This is a genomic window from Bacteroides sp. NSJ-48 (genome assembly GCF_014287405.1).
Taxonomy (GTDB): domain Bacteria; phylum Bacteroidota; class Bacteroidia; order Bacteroidales; family Bacteroidaceae; genus Bacteroides; species Bacteroides stercoris.
The window spans coordinates 1-15,187 of record NZ_JACOOD010000011.1 but is presented as its reverse complement, the minus strand read 5'-3'; the positions used below and the strand labels follow the sequence as shown (position 1 = coordinate 15,187).

Genomic DNA, 15,187 nt, shown 5'->3' with positions numbered 1-15,187 from the left:
CGATGAGAAAAGCTATTGAAACATTAAAGAATATATGGAAAATTGAGGATCTGAGACAACGGATCCTCATTACCATATTGTTTGTGGCAATTTACCGTTTCGGTTCGTATGTTGTATTGCCGGGTATTAATCCGTCAATGTTGACACAGTTGCATCAACAAACAAGCGAGGGTCTTTTAGCCTTGTTAAACATGTTTTCTGGAGGAGCGTTCTCTAATGCGTCTATCTTTGCATTAGGTATCATGCCTTATATCTCCGCTTCCATTGTGATTCAGTTGCTGGGTATTGCGGTACCGTATTTCCAGAAATTGCAACGTGAAGGTGAGAGTGGTAGAAGAAAAATGAATCAGTACACCCGTTATCTGACGATTATCATTTTGCTGGTTCAGGCTCCTTCTTATTTGCTCAATCTTAAAATGCAGGCTGGTCCTTCCTTAAATGCTTCATTAGATTGGACTCTATTTATGCTTACTTCTACCATTATATTGGCGGCTGGAAGTATGTTTATTTTGTGGCTTGGTGAGAGAATTACAGACAAAGGAATAGGTAATGGTATCTCCTTGATTATTATGGTGGGTATTATTGCACGTTTACCGCAGTCTTTATTTCAGGAATTGATTTCCCGTATGACCGATAAGACCGGTGGTTTGGTTATGTTCCTGATTGAACTTGTAGTCCTGTTGCTTGTCATTGCATTTGCCATTCTTCTGGTGCAAGGTACAAGAAAGATTCCTGTACAATACGCAAAGAAGATTGTTGGTAACAAGCAATACGGTGGTGCAAGACAATACATTCCTTTGAAAGTAAATGCAGCAAACGTGATGCCTATTATTTTTGCTCAGGCAATCATGTTCATTCCTATTACTCTCGTTGGATTTTCAAATGTAAATAATGCGAGCGGTTTCATACATGCATTAACTGATCATACAAGCTTTTGGTATAATTTGATTTTTGCGGTATTGATTATACTGTTTACGTATTTCTATACTGCGATTACCATTAACCCGACTCAGATGGCTGAGGATATGAAGAGAAACAACGGTTTCATTCCGGGCATCAAACCGGGAAAGCAAACAGCAGAGTACATTGACGTGATTATGTCACGTATCACTTTGCCGGGTTCTTTCTTCTTGGCTTTGGTTGCCATTATGCCTGCATTTGCCGGTATCTTCGGTGTGAAAGCCGAGTTTGCTCAATTCTTCGGTGGTACGTCTTTGTTAATTCTTGTAGGTGTGGTTCTTGATACTCTCCAGCAGGTTGAAAGTCATTTGTTGATGAGACACTATGACGGTTTGCTGAAATCTGGACGTATTAAAGGCCGTAGCGGTACAGTGGCTGCGTATTAATCTTATTTGAAGAATGATATTTCTTAAAACTGAAGATGAGATAGAGCTGCTCCGTGCGAGTAATTTGCTTGTAGGAAAAACGTTGGCTGAGATAGCTAAGGTTATAAAGCCCGGAGTTACTACAAAGGAGTTGGATAGAGTAGCGGAAGAGTTCATTAGAGATAATGGGGCTGTTCCTACTTTCAAGGGATTTCCGAACCAATATGGCGATCCGTTTCCGGCTTCGATTTGTACTTCTGTAAACGAGCAGGTGGTACATGGTATTCCGAGTGATAATGTAGTACTGAAAGAGGGTGATGTAGTTTCTGTTGATTGCGGTACTTATATGAATGGCTTTTGTGGCGACTCGGCCTATACGTTTTGTGTAGGTGAGGTTGACGAAGAAGTTCGCAAATTACTGAAGGTTACTAAGGAAGCATTATATATAGGAATACAGAATGCTGTTCAAGGCAAGCGGTTGGGTGATATAGGATATGCTATACAACAACATTGCGAGTCCAATTCTTATGGTGTGGTGCGCGAGTTTGTCGGTCATGGTATCGGTAAGGACATGCACGAAGATCCCCAGGTGCCCAACTACGGTAAGCGCGGTTACGGTACAATGTTGAAAAAGGGGTTGTGCATCGCAATCGAGCCGATGATAACTTTAGGTAACCGGCAGATAGTAATGGAACGTGATGGCTGGACGGTGAGAACCAGAGATTGCAAGTACGCCGCTCATTTTGAGCATACCATAGCAGTGAGAAGCGGTGAAGCCGATATTCTGTCATCGTTCAAATTCATTGAAGAAGTATTAGGAGATAAAGCAATTTAAGAAGTTAATATGGCAAAGCAATCTGCAATAGAACAAGATGGAGTTATAGTTGAAGCATTGTCTAATGCAATGTTTCGTGTTGAATTAGAAAACGGACATGAGATTACTGCCCATATTTCCGGTAAGATGCGGATGCACTACATCAAGATCCTGCCGGGTGATAAGGTAAGAGTCGAAATGTCTCCTTACGATTTATCGAAAGGAAGAATTGTATTTAGATATAAATAAAATTAAGATATGAAAGTAAGAGCATCCTTAAAGAAACGTACGCCAGAGTGTAAGATCGTTAGACGTAATGGCCGTTTGTATGTTATTAACAAGAAAAATCCTAAGTATAAACAACGTCAAGGATAATATTATTATTTTTGCAAAAAAAATAATTTAGTATATGGCTATAAGAATAGTTGGTGTCGATTTGCCTCAAAACAAGAGAGGTGAAGTTGCGTTGACCTATGTATATGGAATAGGTCGTAGTAGTTCAGCAAAGATTTTGGACAAAGCAGGTGTTGACAGAGACCTGAAAGTAAAAGACTGGACGGATGATCAGGCTGCCAAGATTCGTGAGATCATTGGTGCAGAGTATAAAGTAGAAGGTGATCTTCGCTCTGAAGTTCAATTGAACATCAAACGTTTAATGGATATCGGTTGCTACCGTGGTGTACGTCACCGTATCGGTCTCCCTGTAAGAGGCCAGAGTACGAAGAACAACGCCCGTACTCGTAAGGGAAGAAAGAAAACCGTTGCTAATAAGAAAAAAGCTACTAAATAATAATTGTTGATATGGCAAAAAAAACAGTTGCAGCAAAAAAGAGAAATGTAAAGGTAGATGCTAATGGACAGTTGCATGTTCATTCATCTTTCAACAACATTATTGTTTCTCTGGCTAATAGTGAAGGTCAGATTATTTCTTGGTCTTCTGCCGGAAAGATGGGATTCAGAGGTTCTAAGAAGAACACTCCTTATGCAGCACAAATGGCTGCTCAAGATTGTGCTAAAGTAGCATACGATCTTGGCTTGAGAAAGGTAAAGGCATATGTGAAGGGTCCAGGTAACGGACGTGAGTCTGCTATTAGAACTATCCACGGTGCAGGTATCGAAGTTACTGAAATCATTGATGTAACTCCGCTTCCACATAATGGTTGTCGTCCTCCGAAAAGACGTAGAGTTTAAGATTTACCTTTAATAAAAAATGAAACTTGATATTGTTATTGGATTGTAATTTCTTCTCTACAATCGCGGCTGCAACAAATTAAGTTCATGAATAACAATTAAATATTTAAAAGAAATGGCTAGATATACTGGACCAAAATCAAGAATAGCCCGTAAATTCGGTGAAGGTATCTTTGGAGCAGATAAAGTATTGTCAAAGAAGAACTATCCTCCCGGACAGCACGGTAATTCAAGAAAGAGAAAAACTTCTGAATATGGTGTTCAACTTCGTGAGAAACAGAAAGCCAAATACACCTATGGAGTTTTGGAAAAACAATTCCGCAACTTGTTTGAGAAGGCAGCTACCGCTAAAGGTATTACCGGTGAGGTACTCCTTCAATTGTTGGAAGGTCGTCTTGACAATGTAGTATTCCGTTTGGGTATTGCTCCGACTCGTGCCGCTGCCCGTCAGTTGGTGAGTCACAAGCACATTACTGTAGATGGCGAAGTGGTAAACATTCCTTCATATGCAGTAAAACCGGGTCAGGTTATTGGCGTTCGTGAAAGATCCAAATCTTTGGAAGTTATCGCCAACTCATTGGCCGGCTTTAATCACAGCAAATATCCTTGGTTGGAATGGGATGACAATGCTAAAGTAGGTAAGCTGTTGCACGTACCTGAAAGAGCAGACATTCCTGAAAACATTAAAGAGCATTTGATTGTAGAATTGTATTCTAAATAATAATTAATTTCATGGCGATATTAGCATTTCAAAAACCTGATAAAGTATTAATGTTGGAAGCGGACTCTAAATTCGGAAAGTTCGAATTTCGTCCGTTGGAGCCCGGTTTCGGTATTACCGTGGGTAATGCACTGCGCCGCATCCTGCTTTCTTCATTGGAAGGTTTTGCTATCACTACTATCAAGATAGAAGGTGTTGAGCACGAGTTTTCCAGTGTTCCGGGAGTAAAAGAGGATGTTACTAACATTATCTTGAATCTGAAACAAGTGAGATTCAAGCAAGTAGTTGAAGAATTCGAGAGCGAAAAGGTAAGTATTACAATCGAGAATTCAAGTGAATTTAAAGCAGGTGACATAGGTAAGTATTTGACTGGATTTGAAGTGTTAAATCCTGAATTAGTTATTTGTCATTTAGATTCAAAATCAACTATGCAGATAGATATTACGATCAACAAGGGCCGTGGTTATGTTCCTGCTGACGAAAACCGCGAATATTGCACCGATGTGAACGTAATTCCTATCGATTCTATTTATACTCCGATACGTAATGTTAAGTATCAGGTAGAGAACTTCCGTGTTGAGCAGAAGACCGACTACGAAAAGCTGGTGCTTGAGATTACTACGGATGGTTCCATTCACCCGAAAGAAGCTCTGAAAGAGGCAGCAAAGATTCTGATTTATCACTTCATGCTCTTCTCCGATGAGAAGATTACGCTGGAAAGCAACGATGCTGACGGCAATGAAGAGTTTGATGAGGAAGTATTGCACATGCGTCAGTTGCTGAAGACCAAGCTTGTCGATATGGATCTCTCGGTTCGCGCCCTCAACTGTTTGAAGGCTGCCGATGTAGAGACTTTGGGCGACTTGGTACAGTTCAACAAGACCGATTTGCTGAAGTTCAGAAATTTCGGAAAGAAATCGCTTACCGAGCTTGATGATTTGCTGGAAAGTCTGAATCTGTCGTTTGGAACTGATATTTCTAAATATAAATTAGATAAAGAATAAAAAATGAGACATAATAAGAAATTCAACCATTTGGGTCGTACTGCCTCTCATAGAAACGCTATGTTGGCTAATATGGCGTGTTCTTTGATAAAGCACAAAAGAATCACTACGACCGTTGCAAAGGCTAAAGCTCTGAAGAAGTTCGTTGAGCCTTTAATTACAAAAGCCAAGGACGATACGACAAACTCTCGTCGTGTTGTATTTAGCAATTTGCAAGACAAGTATGCTGTAACTGAACTGTTCAAGGAAATCTCTGTGAAGATTGCTGACCGTCCGGGTGGTTACACTCGTATCATCAAGACTGGTAACCGTTTGGGTGACAACGCAGAAATGTGCTTCATTGAACTCGTTGACTACAACGAAAACATGGCTAAGGAAAAAGTGGCTAAGAAAGCTACCCGTACCCGTCGTTCAAAGAAGAGCGCTGCTGCTGAAGCTGCTCCCGCTGCTGAAACTGCACCGGTTGCCGAAGCTCCTGCTGCTGAAGAAGCAAAAGCAGAATAATTCAACTATTCTTTTTATATATAGAAAGCCGTCCCAGCGATTGGGGCGGCTTTTTTGTTTACGCTTTTATCATTTTTACGGTAAGCACTAACAGAAGTACTTACTTCAAAGGTTATGGTTGTGGTGTAATTTTGCCACTTCAACATTGCAACAGCTATAACCTTTCTATTTATGACGAAGCAAGATTTTTTAGAGATTCAATCAAACGTATTTTGGCAATCCTCTTTTTACATGAACAAACCTTAAAAGATGTGTGTATAAAACAAACCTGTGAAATAAACCGTTATATTTGCACACAGTTATGGGCAGATATTTGAAAATCATAGGACTCCTGGTGCTTGCGTTGGCTTTGTGGCAGACGTCGGGCGCTGTATTTACTTCCGATGGCGGGGTGAGTACAGGAGATTCTACGGATATTCAGGCGGTGACTGCCGCTCATTCTCAGGATGGCACATGCTTTACTTCACCTCAGTTGCCCTATCTGCCGGTAGCGGAGCTGGCGAGTAACAGCGGTCATCTGCACTCGCTTGCCATGTCCCGCATTCAGCGTTCCTATACCGCCAAATACATCTTTTCACTAAAGGACTGGGTGGATAAGCTTGCCCGGCGCGAAGCGGTTCTGTCTTTGCATAAAGAGAAGCTTTATGATTCCACCGCTTACTATGGTTGCAAGCCTGTGTGTGAATACTATATTTTCACACTGAGGCGGATTCTGATTTAATGTCTTATTGTATTCAGGTCTTTTTTCTGTGTATGGGCATCGGATAAATGTCCGTATAGAGAAGAGATTGTACTCCCTTATTCTCTATTACAATAATTCATTAATTTATAAAACTGTTTATAATATGGCAACTAAAACTATCGACGCAACTCTCTTTGCGTCTTCACATCCCGATATTGCAAAACGTACAAGTGTTTCCGGACTGCTCATCTCATTGGCGATGATGGTGGTAGGTCTTCTTATCTTTGTTTCTATTTTTGAAATGCACGATAAATCTTCCACCATAAGCATGGCGCTGATGGTAGTGGGCACGGCATTGATCCTGCTGGGGGTATTCCGTTTGTTCTGGAAGTCGAAGGAAATGGTGTACCTGCCTACAGGAAGCGTGACAAAGGAGCGCAGCATGTTTTTCGATTTGAAGCATATAGGTGAGCTGACCGAAATGATTGAGCGCGGCAATCCGGACTGCGAGGCGGGTATAAAAAGCGAGTCGAGCGGTAATGTACGTATGGATATTATGATTTCGCAGGACAATAAATTTGCCGCATTGCAACTGTTTCAGTTTGTGCCTTACACCTACACTCCGGTGACTTCCGTACGTTACTTCACGGGTAGCGAGGCAGCGGCGGTCTCGGCTTTCCTGTCTAAGTGCAAGGCAGTGTAAGTTTGCGCAGATAAAAGCGAGCGCTTTAGCTTATCGGTATAAAACGGGGATTAGTCGGTGACGGCAATCCCCATTTTTTTCATCAGGAAGCAGGCGTTCATGTTCTGCGCCACGCCCGGGCGGAGACGGTAGGAGAAGGTCAGCTCATTGTCGGTGATATCCGCCTCGAAGCGGAAGTTGCGGATATTCTCCGGGAAAAGGTCGATGAGCGTACCCAGCAGCAGGTCGTGGGTGGCGATGATGCCGTCTGCCTCTAAAGCCATGAACTGCTTGATAAGTGCGAATGACCCCTTCTGCTTATCCATCGAGTTCGTTCCTTTGAGTATTTCGTCCAGAATGATAAACAGCTCTTCGCCCGCTTGCAGTTTGTCGATAATGAGTTTCAGGCGCTTGAGTTCGGCAAAGAAGTAAGACTCGTTGTCGGTCAGGGAGTCGCTGGTGCGCAGGCTGGTGATAAGGCGCGCGGGATACACTTCCATTTCCTCCGCACACACAGGCATGCCGGTGCAGGCAAGCAAATAATTGACGCCTATCGTACGCAGGTACGTGCTTTTTCCTGCCATGTTGGCGCCGGTGATGATGATGAAGAAAGGGCGTTTCTCCATGTCGATGTCGTTGCGCACACAACGGTCGCGATGCATCAGGGGATGTCCCAAGGCCTTTGCACGGAGTATGAAACGGGCATTGCTACCGGTATTTGCCGCACCGGCTTTCCTTGCATCGGAAGAGATGCCGGCTTTGGCGGCAGCCATATCAGCCTTGTCAAGCAGAGTAGGATAAGCATATGCGGGATGATTATAGGCAAAGGTTGCCAGTGAGTTAAGAGCATCCATCTGCCCGAGGGCATCGAGCCACTGAGGCAGTTCGCCGGCATATTGCTCTTTCCATGCCTCGATGCGCATAATCTGCCGCAGTTCCCAGAAGAACAGTCCGTTGAGGATGACGTACATGAACATATTGTTGCGTTGGTCCAACTCGTTCATCAGCTTGCTCAAACGGCTGATGGAGAGGGATGCTTTCCGCTGTTCGCCGCCGATTTCCTCTTTAATGCTTTTCAGCAGGCGGCATTGCATGGGGCGGGCTTCCATAAGCCTGAGCAGCCCGGCATACGTTCCGAGAATCTGCAGTTTCTTGCCGTACACGGCTTGTATCTTGGTAATCTTTCCGGTAAAGGCAAACCCGGCAACGACAAAGAGGGTCCAGATTACTCCCCACATACTTGCCGGCAGGTAACCGGCAACGACCAAAAGAAAACATACACCGTTGATACCCGTAACGGTTGCCGGCAGCACACGCAAGAGTCTGCTCTTGCGAAATATCCCGGGACTTGCCGCCCATGCTTTCAACTCGGTTTCATCGGCTGCCTTGCCTTTATGCAGCAGGCCGAGGATACGGAACCGCTGGCGGAATTTCAGTTCGGGAGCAAGTTCGCGTACGGCAGCCTGGCGTTCCAGTATATCCTCCTTCTTTGTAAGATGCTGTCCCAGCCAGTCGGCCAGCAGGCGTTTCCCCGGTTCGGTACAGGTACGGTTGATGTATTGGAACAGCGAATGCGTGCCGAATACGTCCAGGTCGTAAGCATACAGATGTGCAGGGTCTGCAAATTCCTCGCCGCCGTCGAAGCAGGATGTGTCATAGTCCAGCGCAGCCAGTTCCTGCCGGTTGACCTCTGCCTCCTTTTCCAGATAATCTTTGCGGTGAAACAGGCGGTTGTGGTATTTTATCAGGAGAATGAACGGCAGCAGGGTGACAAGTGCAATGCCCGTAAGCACTGCCCAACTTTCCGTCCGGAAATAGATAATCCCCGCAATTCCTGCCACGAACAGCAGCAGCCGCAGTGTGCTGATGCGATAAATCTGTTGCTGTACTTTATTCAATTCGCATCGGGCTTCATCCTCGATGCGCCGGTAGACCGATTTTATATTTTCAATGCTTTCCATTTTGTTTCCATGCTTTAGAGAACGACAAAGATAACGAAATATATGTTTTTTCCCCTAAGGATATGCGAAATACCGGCTGGCGGTATTCGAAGTACCACAGGTTGGTACGAGGCCTACCACGGTTGGGTAGGAGAACTACCACTGCTTGGTACGGGAGCTACCAACGGTTGGTACGGCGTGTACCAGCAGGAGGTACATTGTTGGTACTTACATCTTGCTTGTAATCAGCAGCGTATCTTGCTTGTTGCGGCAAGGTGGCTTCGGGCTTCCGTACCATAGGTTTCCGTTCGCGGCGATGGCGGCATGCAAGGCCGATGATAGGTATATGCAAATGATTTTGCGGGGAATATGATGTTTTTTCTCTTCTATATTTGCTGAATATCAATAAAAAATGTACCTTTCGCCTGAGTATGCAAAGTTTCAAAAAGAAAGGATAGCGATATGAAAAGAGGTTGGGTGTTAGGGCTATTGGCATTATTGGTCTTGCCATGTTCGGCACAGCAGATAATGTATTCCAATTTGAAAGAGTTGGTGGAAGGGCGTGGAGATACGGTCACCATACTGAAGGTGGAGAAGCGTTCCAAGAATCAGATTTATCTGATGGGGGGAGCGGATTACCGTATAGAAGCGAAGGACAATTCCGGTCTTTGCAGATATTTGAAGTCTCGCTGTTATGCGGTGCGGATGGATACGTCGCTATATGTAAATTGTAAGAAAATGCGTTATAAACGCTACCGCTTTGGCGGCTGGTATGCACCTGCCATGTGGGTGAAAGGCAGGATTTATTTCTGTGCGCAACCTGTGGGGCAGGCTGCCGCAAGTACGGCAACTCCGCCCGATGCAACCAAGTTGGGCGGTGAAGTGGGAGATGCCATCAATGCCTCGGGGCTGGTCTTTGCGCGCGTGTATTATGAGTTGAATCCGGAAACGGGACGCTCGGAGTTTGTGGGCAGGGAGAAGATGCTGGAACTGCTGGCGGATTATCCGGAGCTGAAAGAGGCTTTTGAAAAAGAAACGAGCGAGTCGGCGGAGGTCATCGGAAGGTATCTGAGACAGCTCAAGTCTGAACCGACTTGTTCCATCGAATCAGCCCAAGCCCTTATCGAACTGACCAAGAAAGCGAGAAACGGTCATCTGCCTTCACAACAGGAGTGAGAAATATTGTTTGCCACCGATGGATATAAGCAGTTTTTTGACCGCCCTGTGGGGAAATCGCTGAAAAAAACTTTCAAGGCTGCTTATGAAATTGTTTTCGACCGGAATTTAAAGGCTGTTAAGGATAGTATCTTGTCCGTTCCCCTTCAGACGATGAAGAACAATGAAGATATCGTACGTTATTTTTGTATTCAAAATCTCAGCCGGTTTGGCGATGACCTTGATAGGCTCGATGACTATTTGGCAGGCTCTGCCCTCTCCGGCGCTTTTGTCCGTGGCAACAAGCAAGCCTTGAAATACTTACCGGATAGTTTTGCGATGCGACATCCCGATCACAGTAAATTCTACATTCTCTTGTTTACCCCCGAAGCCTGGTCGCTCAGCGGCAATGTATTTATGGATTTGAACTGTGTTTATAGTCAGGATGAAGAATCCCTGGTCAATCTGATAGGCCACGAACTGCATCACAGCTATCGTTGGGGCTATCTTCGAGAGAAATACAAAGACAGTGGAAGTCCTGTTGCGGCAGCGTTGAGCATGATGCAGTCGGAGGGTTGCGCTGATATTCTGAACAAGTTCGAGGGGCCTTATTCTATGAAAGACGCCGGGCTTTTCGGTGAAGATGTGCTGAAACAGATGAACGAAAACTACTACAATACGCCGAAGCTACTGCAAAAGATAGATTCTTTGACGGTGGGTTACTCGAAAGGAACAGTGGACGCCGATGTCTATGGGCAGGTTGCCAAGTTGCCGGTTAACGGCGGACATCCGAATGGCTTTTATATGGCGACGCTCATCAAGCATCAACTCGGATTGCAGGCGATTGCCGACAATTCTGTGGAACCGGTGATGTTTGTGGAAACCTATAACAAGGCTGCGCGAAAGGCAGGTGATGAATATGTCTTTACTGATGAATTTGTGGCTTATGTAAAACAACAGTATAAGTTAATGGAGAAGTAACTTTTCTGACTTTAACTAAAATTAAAATAAACACATAGCGAAAAAGTAAATTTGGGCAAAGCGTAGCGAATTAGCTGATAGAGCGTTCGTTACGCTTTGTTTTTCTATGGGGCAGAGCCAACGAAATACCACCTCGAAGCCAAACGGTGCAGAAGTTCAGTTACCACCTCGTTACTCCCGTAACGGGTGCAGATTTTTTGCTAAAAGGTTCTGTTTCTGCGTTTTGCGTAGATTTACATAGCTGTCGGTAACTCACTAATAACTAATTTTGTAACCAAAAAAAGGAGTGAGTTATGCGTAGTACATTCAAGGTATTATTTTACGTGAAGAAAGGCAGCGAGAAGCCGAACGGCAACCTGCCTTTAATGTGCCGTATCACGGTGGACGGCGAGATTAAACAGTTCAGTTGTAAGATGGACGTTCCCCCACGGTTGTGGGACGTGAGGAACAGCCGTGCTTCGGGCAAGAGTGTCGAAGCGCAGAGAATCAACCTTGCGGTAGATAAAATCCGTGTGGAGGTAAACCGCCGCTATCAAGAGTTGATGCAGACGGACGGTTATGTTACCGCCGCCAAACTCAAAGACGCCTATCTCGGTATCGGCGTCAAGCAGGAAACATTGTTAAAGCTGTTCGAGCAGCACAACGCCGAGTTTGAGAAGAAAGTCGGGCACAGCAGGGCGCAGGGTACATTTACCCGTTATCGGACGGTCTGCAACCATATTCGGGAGTTCCTGCCCCATACCCACAAGCGTGAGGATATTCCGTTAAAGGAACTCAACCTCACGTTCATCAACGACTTCGAGTATTTTTTGCGCACGGAGAAGAAATGCCATACCAATACCGTGTGGGGCTACATGATTGTGTTGAAACACATCGTTTCCATAGCGAGGAACGACGGGCGTTTGCCGTTCAACCCCTTTGCAGGATATATCAACTCTCCCGAAAGCGTGGATAGGGGCTACCTCACCCAAACGGAGATACAGACGCTCATGGACGCACCGATGAAGAACGCCACCCATGAACTTGTACGGGACTTGTTCGTCTTTTCGGTGTTCACGGGTTTGGCGTATTCCGACGTGAAGAACCTCACCACCGACCGCCTGCAAACATTCTTCGACGGCAACCTGTGGATAATCACCCGAAGAAAGAAGACCAACACCGAATCGAACATCCGTCTTTTGGACGTTCCCAAGCGTATCATAGAGAAATACAAGGGGCTGGCTCGGGACGGTCATGTTTTCCCCGTTCCGAGCAACGGAAGCTGCAACAAGATACTCAAAGAGATAGGCAGACAATGCGGCTTCAAGGTACGCTTGACCTACCATGTTGCACGTCACACGAACGCCACGACCGTACTTCTGTCGCACGGCGTACCCATCGAAACGGTGAGCCGCCTTTTGGGACACACGAACATAAAGACCACCCAAATTTACGCCAAAATCACCGCCCAGAAGATAAGCCAAGACATGGAAACCTTGTCGCACAAGTTGGAGGATATGGAGAAGAATATCTGCCGAGCCATCTAATTAAGAACAGAATACCGATGAAAGAAGAAAAGAACATTATCACGATGGACGGGCAGGGCAATATCTCCCTGCCGAGCGATATAGGCGCAACCGCCATGACCGAGCGGGAAATCTGCGAACTGTTCGGGGTTATCGCCCCGACGGTTCGGGCAGGGATAAAGGCACTCTGCAAAAGCGGAGTTTTATCTATATATGACATAAAGCGCATTATCCGCCTATCGGACAAATACAGCGCGGAGGTTTACAACCTCGAAACGATAGCCGCCCTCGCTTTCCGTGTCGAATCGTTCGGGGCGGCGAAAGTCCGCAGGGCATTATTAGAGAGGATTATACACGGGCGAAAAGAGAAAACGACGGTATTCGTGTCGGTTGTTTCGGACGGCAAGCCCAACAGCCGTTGGAAAGCATGATGATATATCAACATACCAACATGCAAACATACCAACATATCAGCATACCAACATACCAACATGCAAATCTATCACTATGGTGATAGATATTGCAGGTTCTATTCCTCTTTTCAGAGGAAAGCGGAGCAATCATTTCCGTTTACAAAGGCAAAGCAAGCACGGGGCTTTATGTCGGCTAAAAGGTCAGGCGGCTGCGCCGTTTCCCGATAAATCTTCCTCTCGCTTCGCTGCGAGCGTATTTATCGGGAAAACCTTGTATCCGACCGCCCCATGCAAAAGAGCCTTTGAAAACGGAAACGACCGCCCCGCCACCCACCGACCGAAAGGGAAAAAATAAGGTGGGGTTATATGGGTAAGCAGGTGGTAGGAACAGCCACAGCCGAAAGGCAGACGGCACGCCGCAGGGTATTTACGGAGAAAATACCGTAGCTTATTAGGGAATTTTCCGAGCCGCAATACTACGTATCGCTGAAAATTCCCCAATAAGGCAAGGGGCAAGCCCCTCTGCACACCCCATCGGGGACGGCATTTGCCGCCCCCGAAGATACAAAAAATCATTGTTTCACAAGCCAAAAAAGAAAGGAAGAATATATGGGTTTCGTAGTTTTACACATGGAAAAGGCGCACGGCAGCGACAGCGGAACAACCGCACATATCGAGCGTTTCATCATACCGAAGAACGCCGACCCCACACGCACGCACCTAAACCGCAGGCTCATCGAATACCCCGACGGGGTGAAAGACCGTTCGGCGGCTGTTCAGAGAAGACTGGAAGAAGCGGGGCTGACACGCAAAATCGGAAGCAACCAAGTACGGGCTATCCGCATCAACGTGTCGGGAACGCACGAGGACATGAAGCGGATAGAGGAAGAGGGGCGTTTGGACGAGTGGTGCGCCGACAATCTGAAATACTTCGCCGACACGTTCGGAAAGGAGAACATCGTGGCGGCTCACCTGCACAGGGACGAGGAAACGCCGCACATACACGTTACACTCGTCCCTATCGTCAAGGGAGAGCGCAAGCGCAGGAAAAGGGAGGAACAGACGAAGAAGCGATACCGCAAGAAGCCGACCGACACCGTGAGGCTGTGCGCAGACGATATTATGACACGGCTGAAATTGAAGTCCTACCAAGATACCTATGCCGAAGCGATGGCGAAATACGGGCTGCAAAGGGGCATAGACGGCTCGAAAGCTCGCCACAAGTCCACGCAGCAGTATTATCGGGATATACAGAAACTCTCCGACGACCTCAAAGCGGAAGTGGTGGATTTGCAGCAGCAGAAAGAAACGGCACGGGAGGAACTAAGACGGGCGAAAAAAGAAATACAGACCGAGAAGCTGAAAGGGGCGGCAACCACCGCAGCCGCCAACATCGCCGAGAGCGTCGGTTCTCTTTTCGGCAGTAACAAGGTCAAGACGCTGGAAAGGGAGAACACCGCCCTGCATAGGGAGGTAGCCGACCACGAGGAAACCATCGAAGCCCTGCAAGATAGGATACAGACCATGCAGGCAGACCACAGCAGGGAGATACGGGAAATGCAGCAAAAGCACGGCAGGGAGATAGCCGACAAGGACACAAGGCACAAGCAGGAAATATCGTTTCTGAAAACGGTAATCGCAAGGGCGGCGGCATGGTTTCCCTATTTCCGTGAAATGCTCCGTATCGAAAACCTCTGCCGCCTTGTCGGGTTCGATGAAAGGCAGACCGCAACGCTCGTCAAGGGAAAGCCGTTGGAGTATACGGGGGAACTCTACTCGGAGGAACACGGACGGAAATTCACGACCGAAAGGGCAGGTTTCCAAGTGCTGAAAGACCCCACGGACGGGACTAAATTGGTTCTTGTCATCGACCGAAAGCCCATTGCCGAGTGGTTTAAGGAACAGTTCGAGAAGTTAAGGCAGAACATACGCCGACCTATACAACCGCAAAGGAAAGGCAAGGGATTCAAGCTATAAATGTTAAATCCTGCCCGATTTGCCGAAAAAAGTGCGGTACGCCGTTCGTGGTGTACCGCACTTTTTTTATATTTGTTCGCAAGGTGATATACTTGAAGAAAATAACAGCCGATTTCGCTGTTAGCACAACATTATGCGGCAGCTTAAAAGACGACACCAAACCAGAAAAATCATCTTGACAACCACCCGACTTTGAACTACGAAGGATGAAATTTTTCAGGGACAACTTCCAGCATTTCCAAAAAACAGTTTACCCATTGACTTGGAGACAAACAAACAATTTGAGCATTAAG

Annotated in this window: 18 protein-coding genes and 1 pseudogene; 16 read left to right on the top strand and 3 right to left on the bottom strand. The window is 46.1% G+C overall.

The features are described from left to right. The first annotated feature begins 2 nt into the window (after positions 1–2). From secY to H8S52_RS06975, 11 genes are all read left to right on the top strand, one after another. On the top strand, positions 3–1,346 hold the full coding sequence (gene secY / locus H8S52_RS07025; RefSeq protein ID WP_005656513.1) for a preprotein translocase subunit SecY: 1,344 nt from the start codon (positions 3–5) through the stop codon (positions 1,344–1,346). A 13-nt stretch (positions 1,347–1,359) separates the two neighbouring features. Further along, complete coding sequence (gene map / locus H8S52_RS07020; RefSeq protein ID WP_005656511.1) at positions 1,360–2,160, top strand: type I methionyl aminopeptidase; 801 nt, start codon at positions 1,360–1,362, stop codon at positions 2,158–2,160. Positions 2,161–2,169: 9 nt separating this feature from the next. Next, positions 2,170–2,388, top strand: coding sequence for a translation initiation factor IF-1 (gene infA / locus H8S52_RS07015; protein ID WP_002558052.1), 219 nt, complete (start codon positions 2,170–2,172; stop codon positions 2,386–2,388). A 9-nt stretch (positions 2,389–2,397) separates the two neighbouring features. Continuing rightward, positions 2,398–2,514 (top strand): type B 50S ribosomal protein L36, encoded by a 117-nt coding sequence (ykgO, locus tag H8S52_RS07010; RefSeq protein ID WP_002558051.1) that lies wholly within the window; start codon positions 2,398–2,400, stop codon positions 2,512–2,514. Positions 2,515–2,548: 34 nt separating this feature from the next. After that, positions 2,549–2,929: a 30S ribosomal protein S13 gene (rpsM, locus tag H8S52_RS07005; RefSeq protein ID WP_004291218.1), complete on the top strand. Its 381-nt coding sequence runs from the start codon at positions 2,549–2,551 to the stop codon at positions 2,927–2,929. Between the two features lie 11 nt (positions 2,930–2,940). Continuing rightward, entirely contained in the window at positions 2,941–3,330 is a 390-nt protein-coding gene (gene rpsK / locus H8S52_RS07000) for a 30S ribosomal protein S11 (protein ID WP_005656474.1), read from the top strand. Between the two features lie 115 nt (positions 3,331–3,445). Continuing rightward, complete coding sequence (rpsD, locus tag H8S52_RS06995; RefSeq protein ID WP_005656470.1) at positions 3,446–4,051, top strand: 30S ribosomal protein S4; 606 nt, start codon at positions 3,446–3,448, stop codon at positions 4,049–4,051. Positions 4,052–4,062: 11 nt separating this feature from the next. Then, positions 4,063–5,055 (top strand): DNA-directed RNA polymerase subunit alpha, encoded by a 993-nt coding sequence (locus H8S52_RS06990; protein WP_005656468.1) that lies wholly within the window; start codon positions 4,063–4,065, stop codon positions 5,053–5,055. Positions 5,056–5,058: 3 nt separating this feature from the next. Next, positions 5,059–5,559 carry a 50S ribosomal protein L17 gene (gene rplQ, locus H8S52_RS06985; protein WP_005656466.1) on the top strand — a complete coding sequence of 167 codons (501 nt, stop codon included), beginning with the start codon at positions 5,059–5,061 and terminating at the stop codon, positions 5,557–5,559. Between the two features lie 301 nt (positions 5,560–5,860). Continuing rightward, entirely contained in the window at positions 5,861–6,280 is a 420-nt protein-coding gene (locus H8S52_RS06980; protein ID WP_117984944.1) for a hypothetical protein, read from the top strand. A 124-nt stretch (positions 6,281–6,404) separates the two neighbouring features. After that, on the top strand, positions 6,405–6,944 hold the full coding sequence (locus tag H8S52_RS06975) for a hypothetical protein (RefSeq protein WP_117984947.1): 540 nt from the start codon (positions 6,405–6,407) through the stop codon (positions 6,942–6,944). Between the two features lie 50 nt (positions 6,945–6,994). Here H8S52_RS06975 and H8S52_RS06970 read toward each other — a convergent pair whose 3' ends face one another. Continuing rightward, positions 6,995–8,884 (bottom strand): MutS family DNA mismatch repair protein, encoded by a 1,890-nt coding sequence (locus H8S52_RS06970; RefSeq protein ID WP_186909538.1) that lies wholly within the window; start codon positions 8,882–8,884, stop codon positions 6,995–6,997. 157 nt (positions 8,885–9,041) lie between these two features. Continuing rightward, positions 9,042–9,215 carry a hypothetical protein gene (locus H8S52_RS06965; RefSeq protein WP_181987229.1) on the bottom strand — a complete coding sequence of 58 codons (174 nt, stop codon included), beginning with the start codon at positions 9,213–9,215 and terminating at the stop codon, positions 9,042–9,044. 110 nt (positions 9,216–9,325) lie between these two features. Here H8S52_RS06965 and H8S52_RS19940 point away from each other — a divergent pair, with 110 nt between their 5' ends. The 5 genes from H8S52_RS19940 to mobV all read left to right on the top strand — a co-directional run bounded on the left by H8S52_RS19940 (position 9,326) and on the right by mobV (position 14,894). Further along, complete coding sequence (locus H8S52_RS19940; RefSeq protein WP_255470007.1) at positions 9,326–10,039, top strand: DUF6563 family protein; 714 nt, start codon at positions 9,326–9,328, stop codon at positions 10,037–10,039. A 6-nt stretch (positions 10,040–10,045) separates the two neighbouring features. Then, on the top strand, positions 10,046–10,999 hold the full coding sequence (locus H8S52_RS19935) for a DUF5700 domain-containing putative Zn-dependent protease (RefSeq protein ID WP_255470006.1): 954 nt from the start codon (positions 10,046–10,048) through the stop codon (positions 10,997–10,999). Between the two features lie 293 nt (positions 11,000–11,292). Next, the gene (locus H8S52_RS06955) at positions 11,293–12,525 is read left to right on the top strand and encodes a site-specific integrase (RefSeq protein WP_117703095.1); all 1,233 of its coding nucleotides are present in this window, start codon (positions 11,293–11,295) and stop codon (positions 12,523–12,525) included. Between the two features lie 17 nt (positions 12,526–12,542). Continuing rightward, positions 12,543–12,935 (top strand): hypothetical protein, encoded by a 393-nt coding sequence (locus tag H8S52_RS06950; RefSeq protein ID WP_117703096.1) that lies wholly within the window; start codon positions 12,543–12,545, stop codon positions 12,933–12,935. Positions 12,936–13,526: 591 nt separating this feature from the next. Further along, the gene (gene mobV / locus H8S52_RS06945) at positions 13,527–14,894 is read left to right on the top strand and encodes a MobV family relaxase (protein WP_117703097.1); all 1,368 of its coding nucleotides are present in this window, start codon (positions 13,527–13,529) and stop codon (positions 14,892–14,894) included. Positions 14,895–15,091: 197 nt separating this feature from the next. Here mobV and H8S52_RS06940 read toward each other — a convergent pair. Beyond that, positions 15,092–15,187 (bottom strand): annotated as a pseudogene (locus tag H8S52_RS06940) (rRNA adenine methyltransferase); the annotation flags it as partial.

Coding starts and splice junctions, on each gene's coding strand:
- rpsK (WP_005656474.1), top strand. CDS start 2,941: ATGGCAAAAAAAACAGTTGCAGCAAAAAAGAGAAATGTAAAGGTAGAT.
- H8S52_RS06970 (WP_186909538.1), bottom strand. CDS start 8,884: ATGGAAAGCATTGAAAATATAAAATCGGTCTACCGGCGCATCGAGGAT.
- rpsM (WP_004291218.1), top strand. CDS start 2,549: ATGGCTATAAGAATAGTTGGTGTCGATTTGCCTCAAAACAAGAGAGGT.
- rpsD (WP_005656470.1), top strand. CDS start 3,446: ATGGCTAGATATACTGGACCAAAATCAAGAATAGCCCGTAAATTCGGT.
- H8S52_RS06950 (WP_117703096.1), top strand. CDS start 12,543: ATGAAAGAAGAAAAGAACATTATCACGATGGACGGGCAGGGCAATATC.
- H8S52_RS06955 (WP_117703095.1), top strand. CDS start 11,293: ATGCGTAGTACATTCAAGGTATTATTTTACGTGAAGAAAGGCAGCGAG.
- map (WP_005656511.1), top strand. CDS start 1,360: ATGATATTTCTTAAAACTGAAGATGAGATAGAGCTGCTCCGTGCGAGT.
- H8S52_RS19940 (WP_255470007.1), top strand. CDS start 9,326: ATGAAAAGAGGTTGGGTGTTAGGGCTATTGGCATTATTGGTCTTGCCA.
- H8S52_RS06975 (WP_117984947.1), top strand. CDS start 6,405: ATGGCAACTAAAACTATCGACGCAACTCTCTTTGCGTCTTCACATCCC.
- H8S52_RS06990 (WP_005656468.1), top strand. CDS start 4,063: ATGGCGATATTAGCATTTCAAAAACCTGATAAAGTATTAATGTTGGAA.
- infA (WP_002558052.1), top strand. CDS start 2,170: ATGGCAAAGCAATCTGCAATAGAACAAGATGGAGTTATAGTTGAAGCA.
- mobV (WP_117703097.1), top strand. CDS start 13,527: ATGGGTTTCGTAGTTTTACACATGGAAAAGGCGCACGGCAGCGACAGC.
- rplQ (WP_005656466.1), top strand. CDS start 5,059: ATGAGACATAATAAGAAATTCAACCATTTGGGTCGTACTGCCTCTCAT.
- H8S52_RS06980 (WP_117984944.1), top strand. CDS start 5,861: ATGGGCAGATATTTGAAAATCATAGGACTCCTGGTGCTTGCGTTGGCT.
- ykgO (WP_002558051.1), top strand. CDS start 2,398: ATGAAAGTAAGAGCATCCTTAAAGAAACGTACGCCAGAGTGTAAGATC.
- secY (WP_005656513.1), top strand. CDS start 3: ATGAGAAAAGCTATTGAAACATTAAAGAATATATGGAAAATTGAGGAT.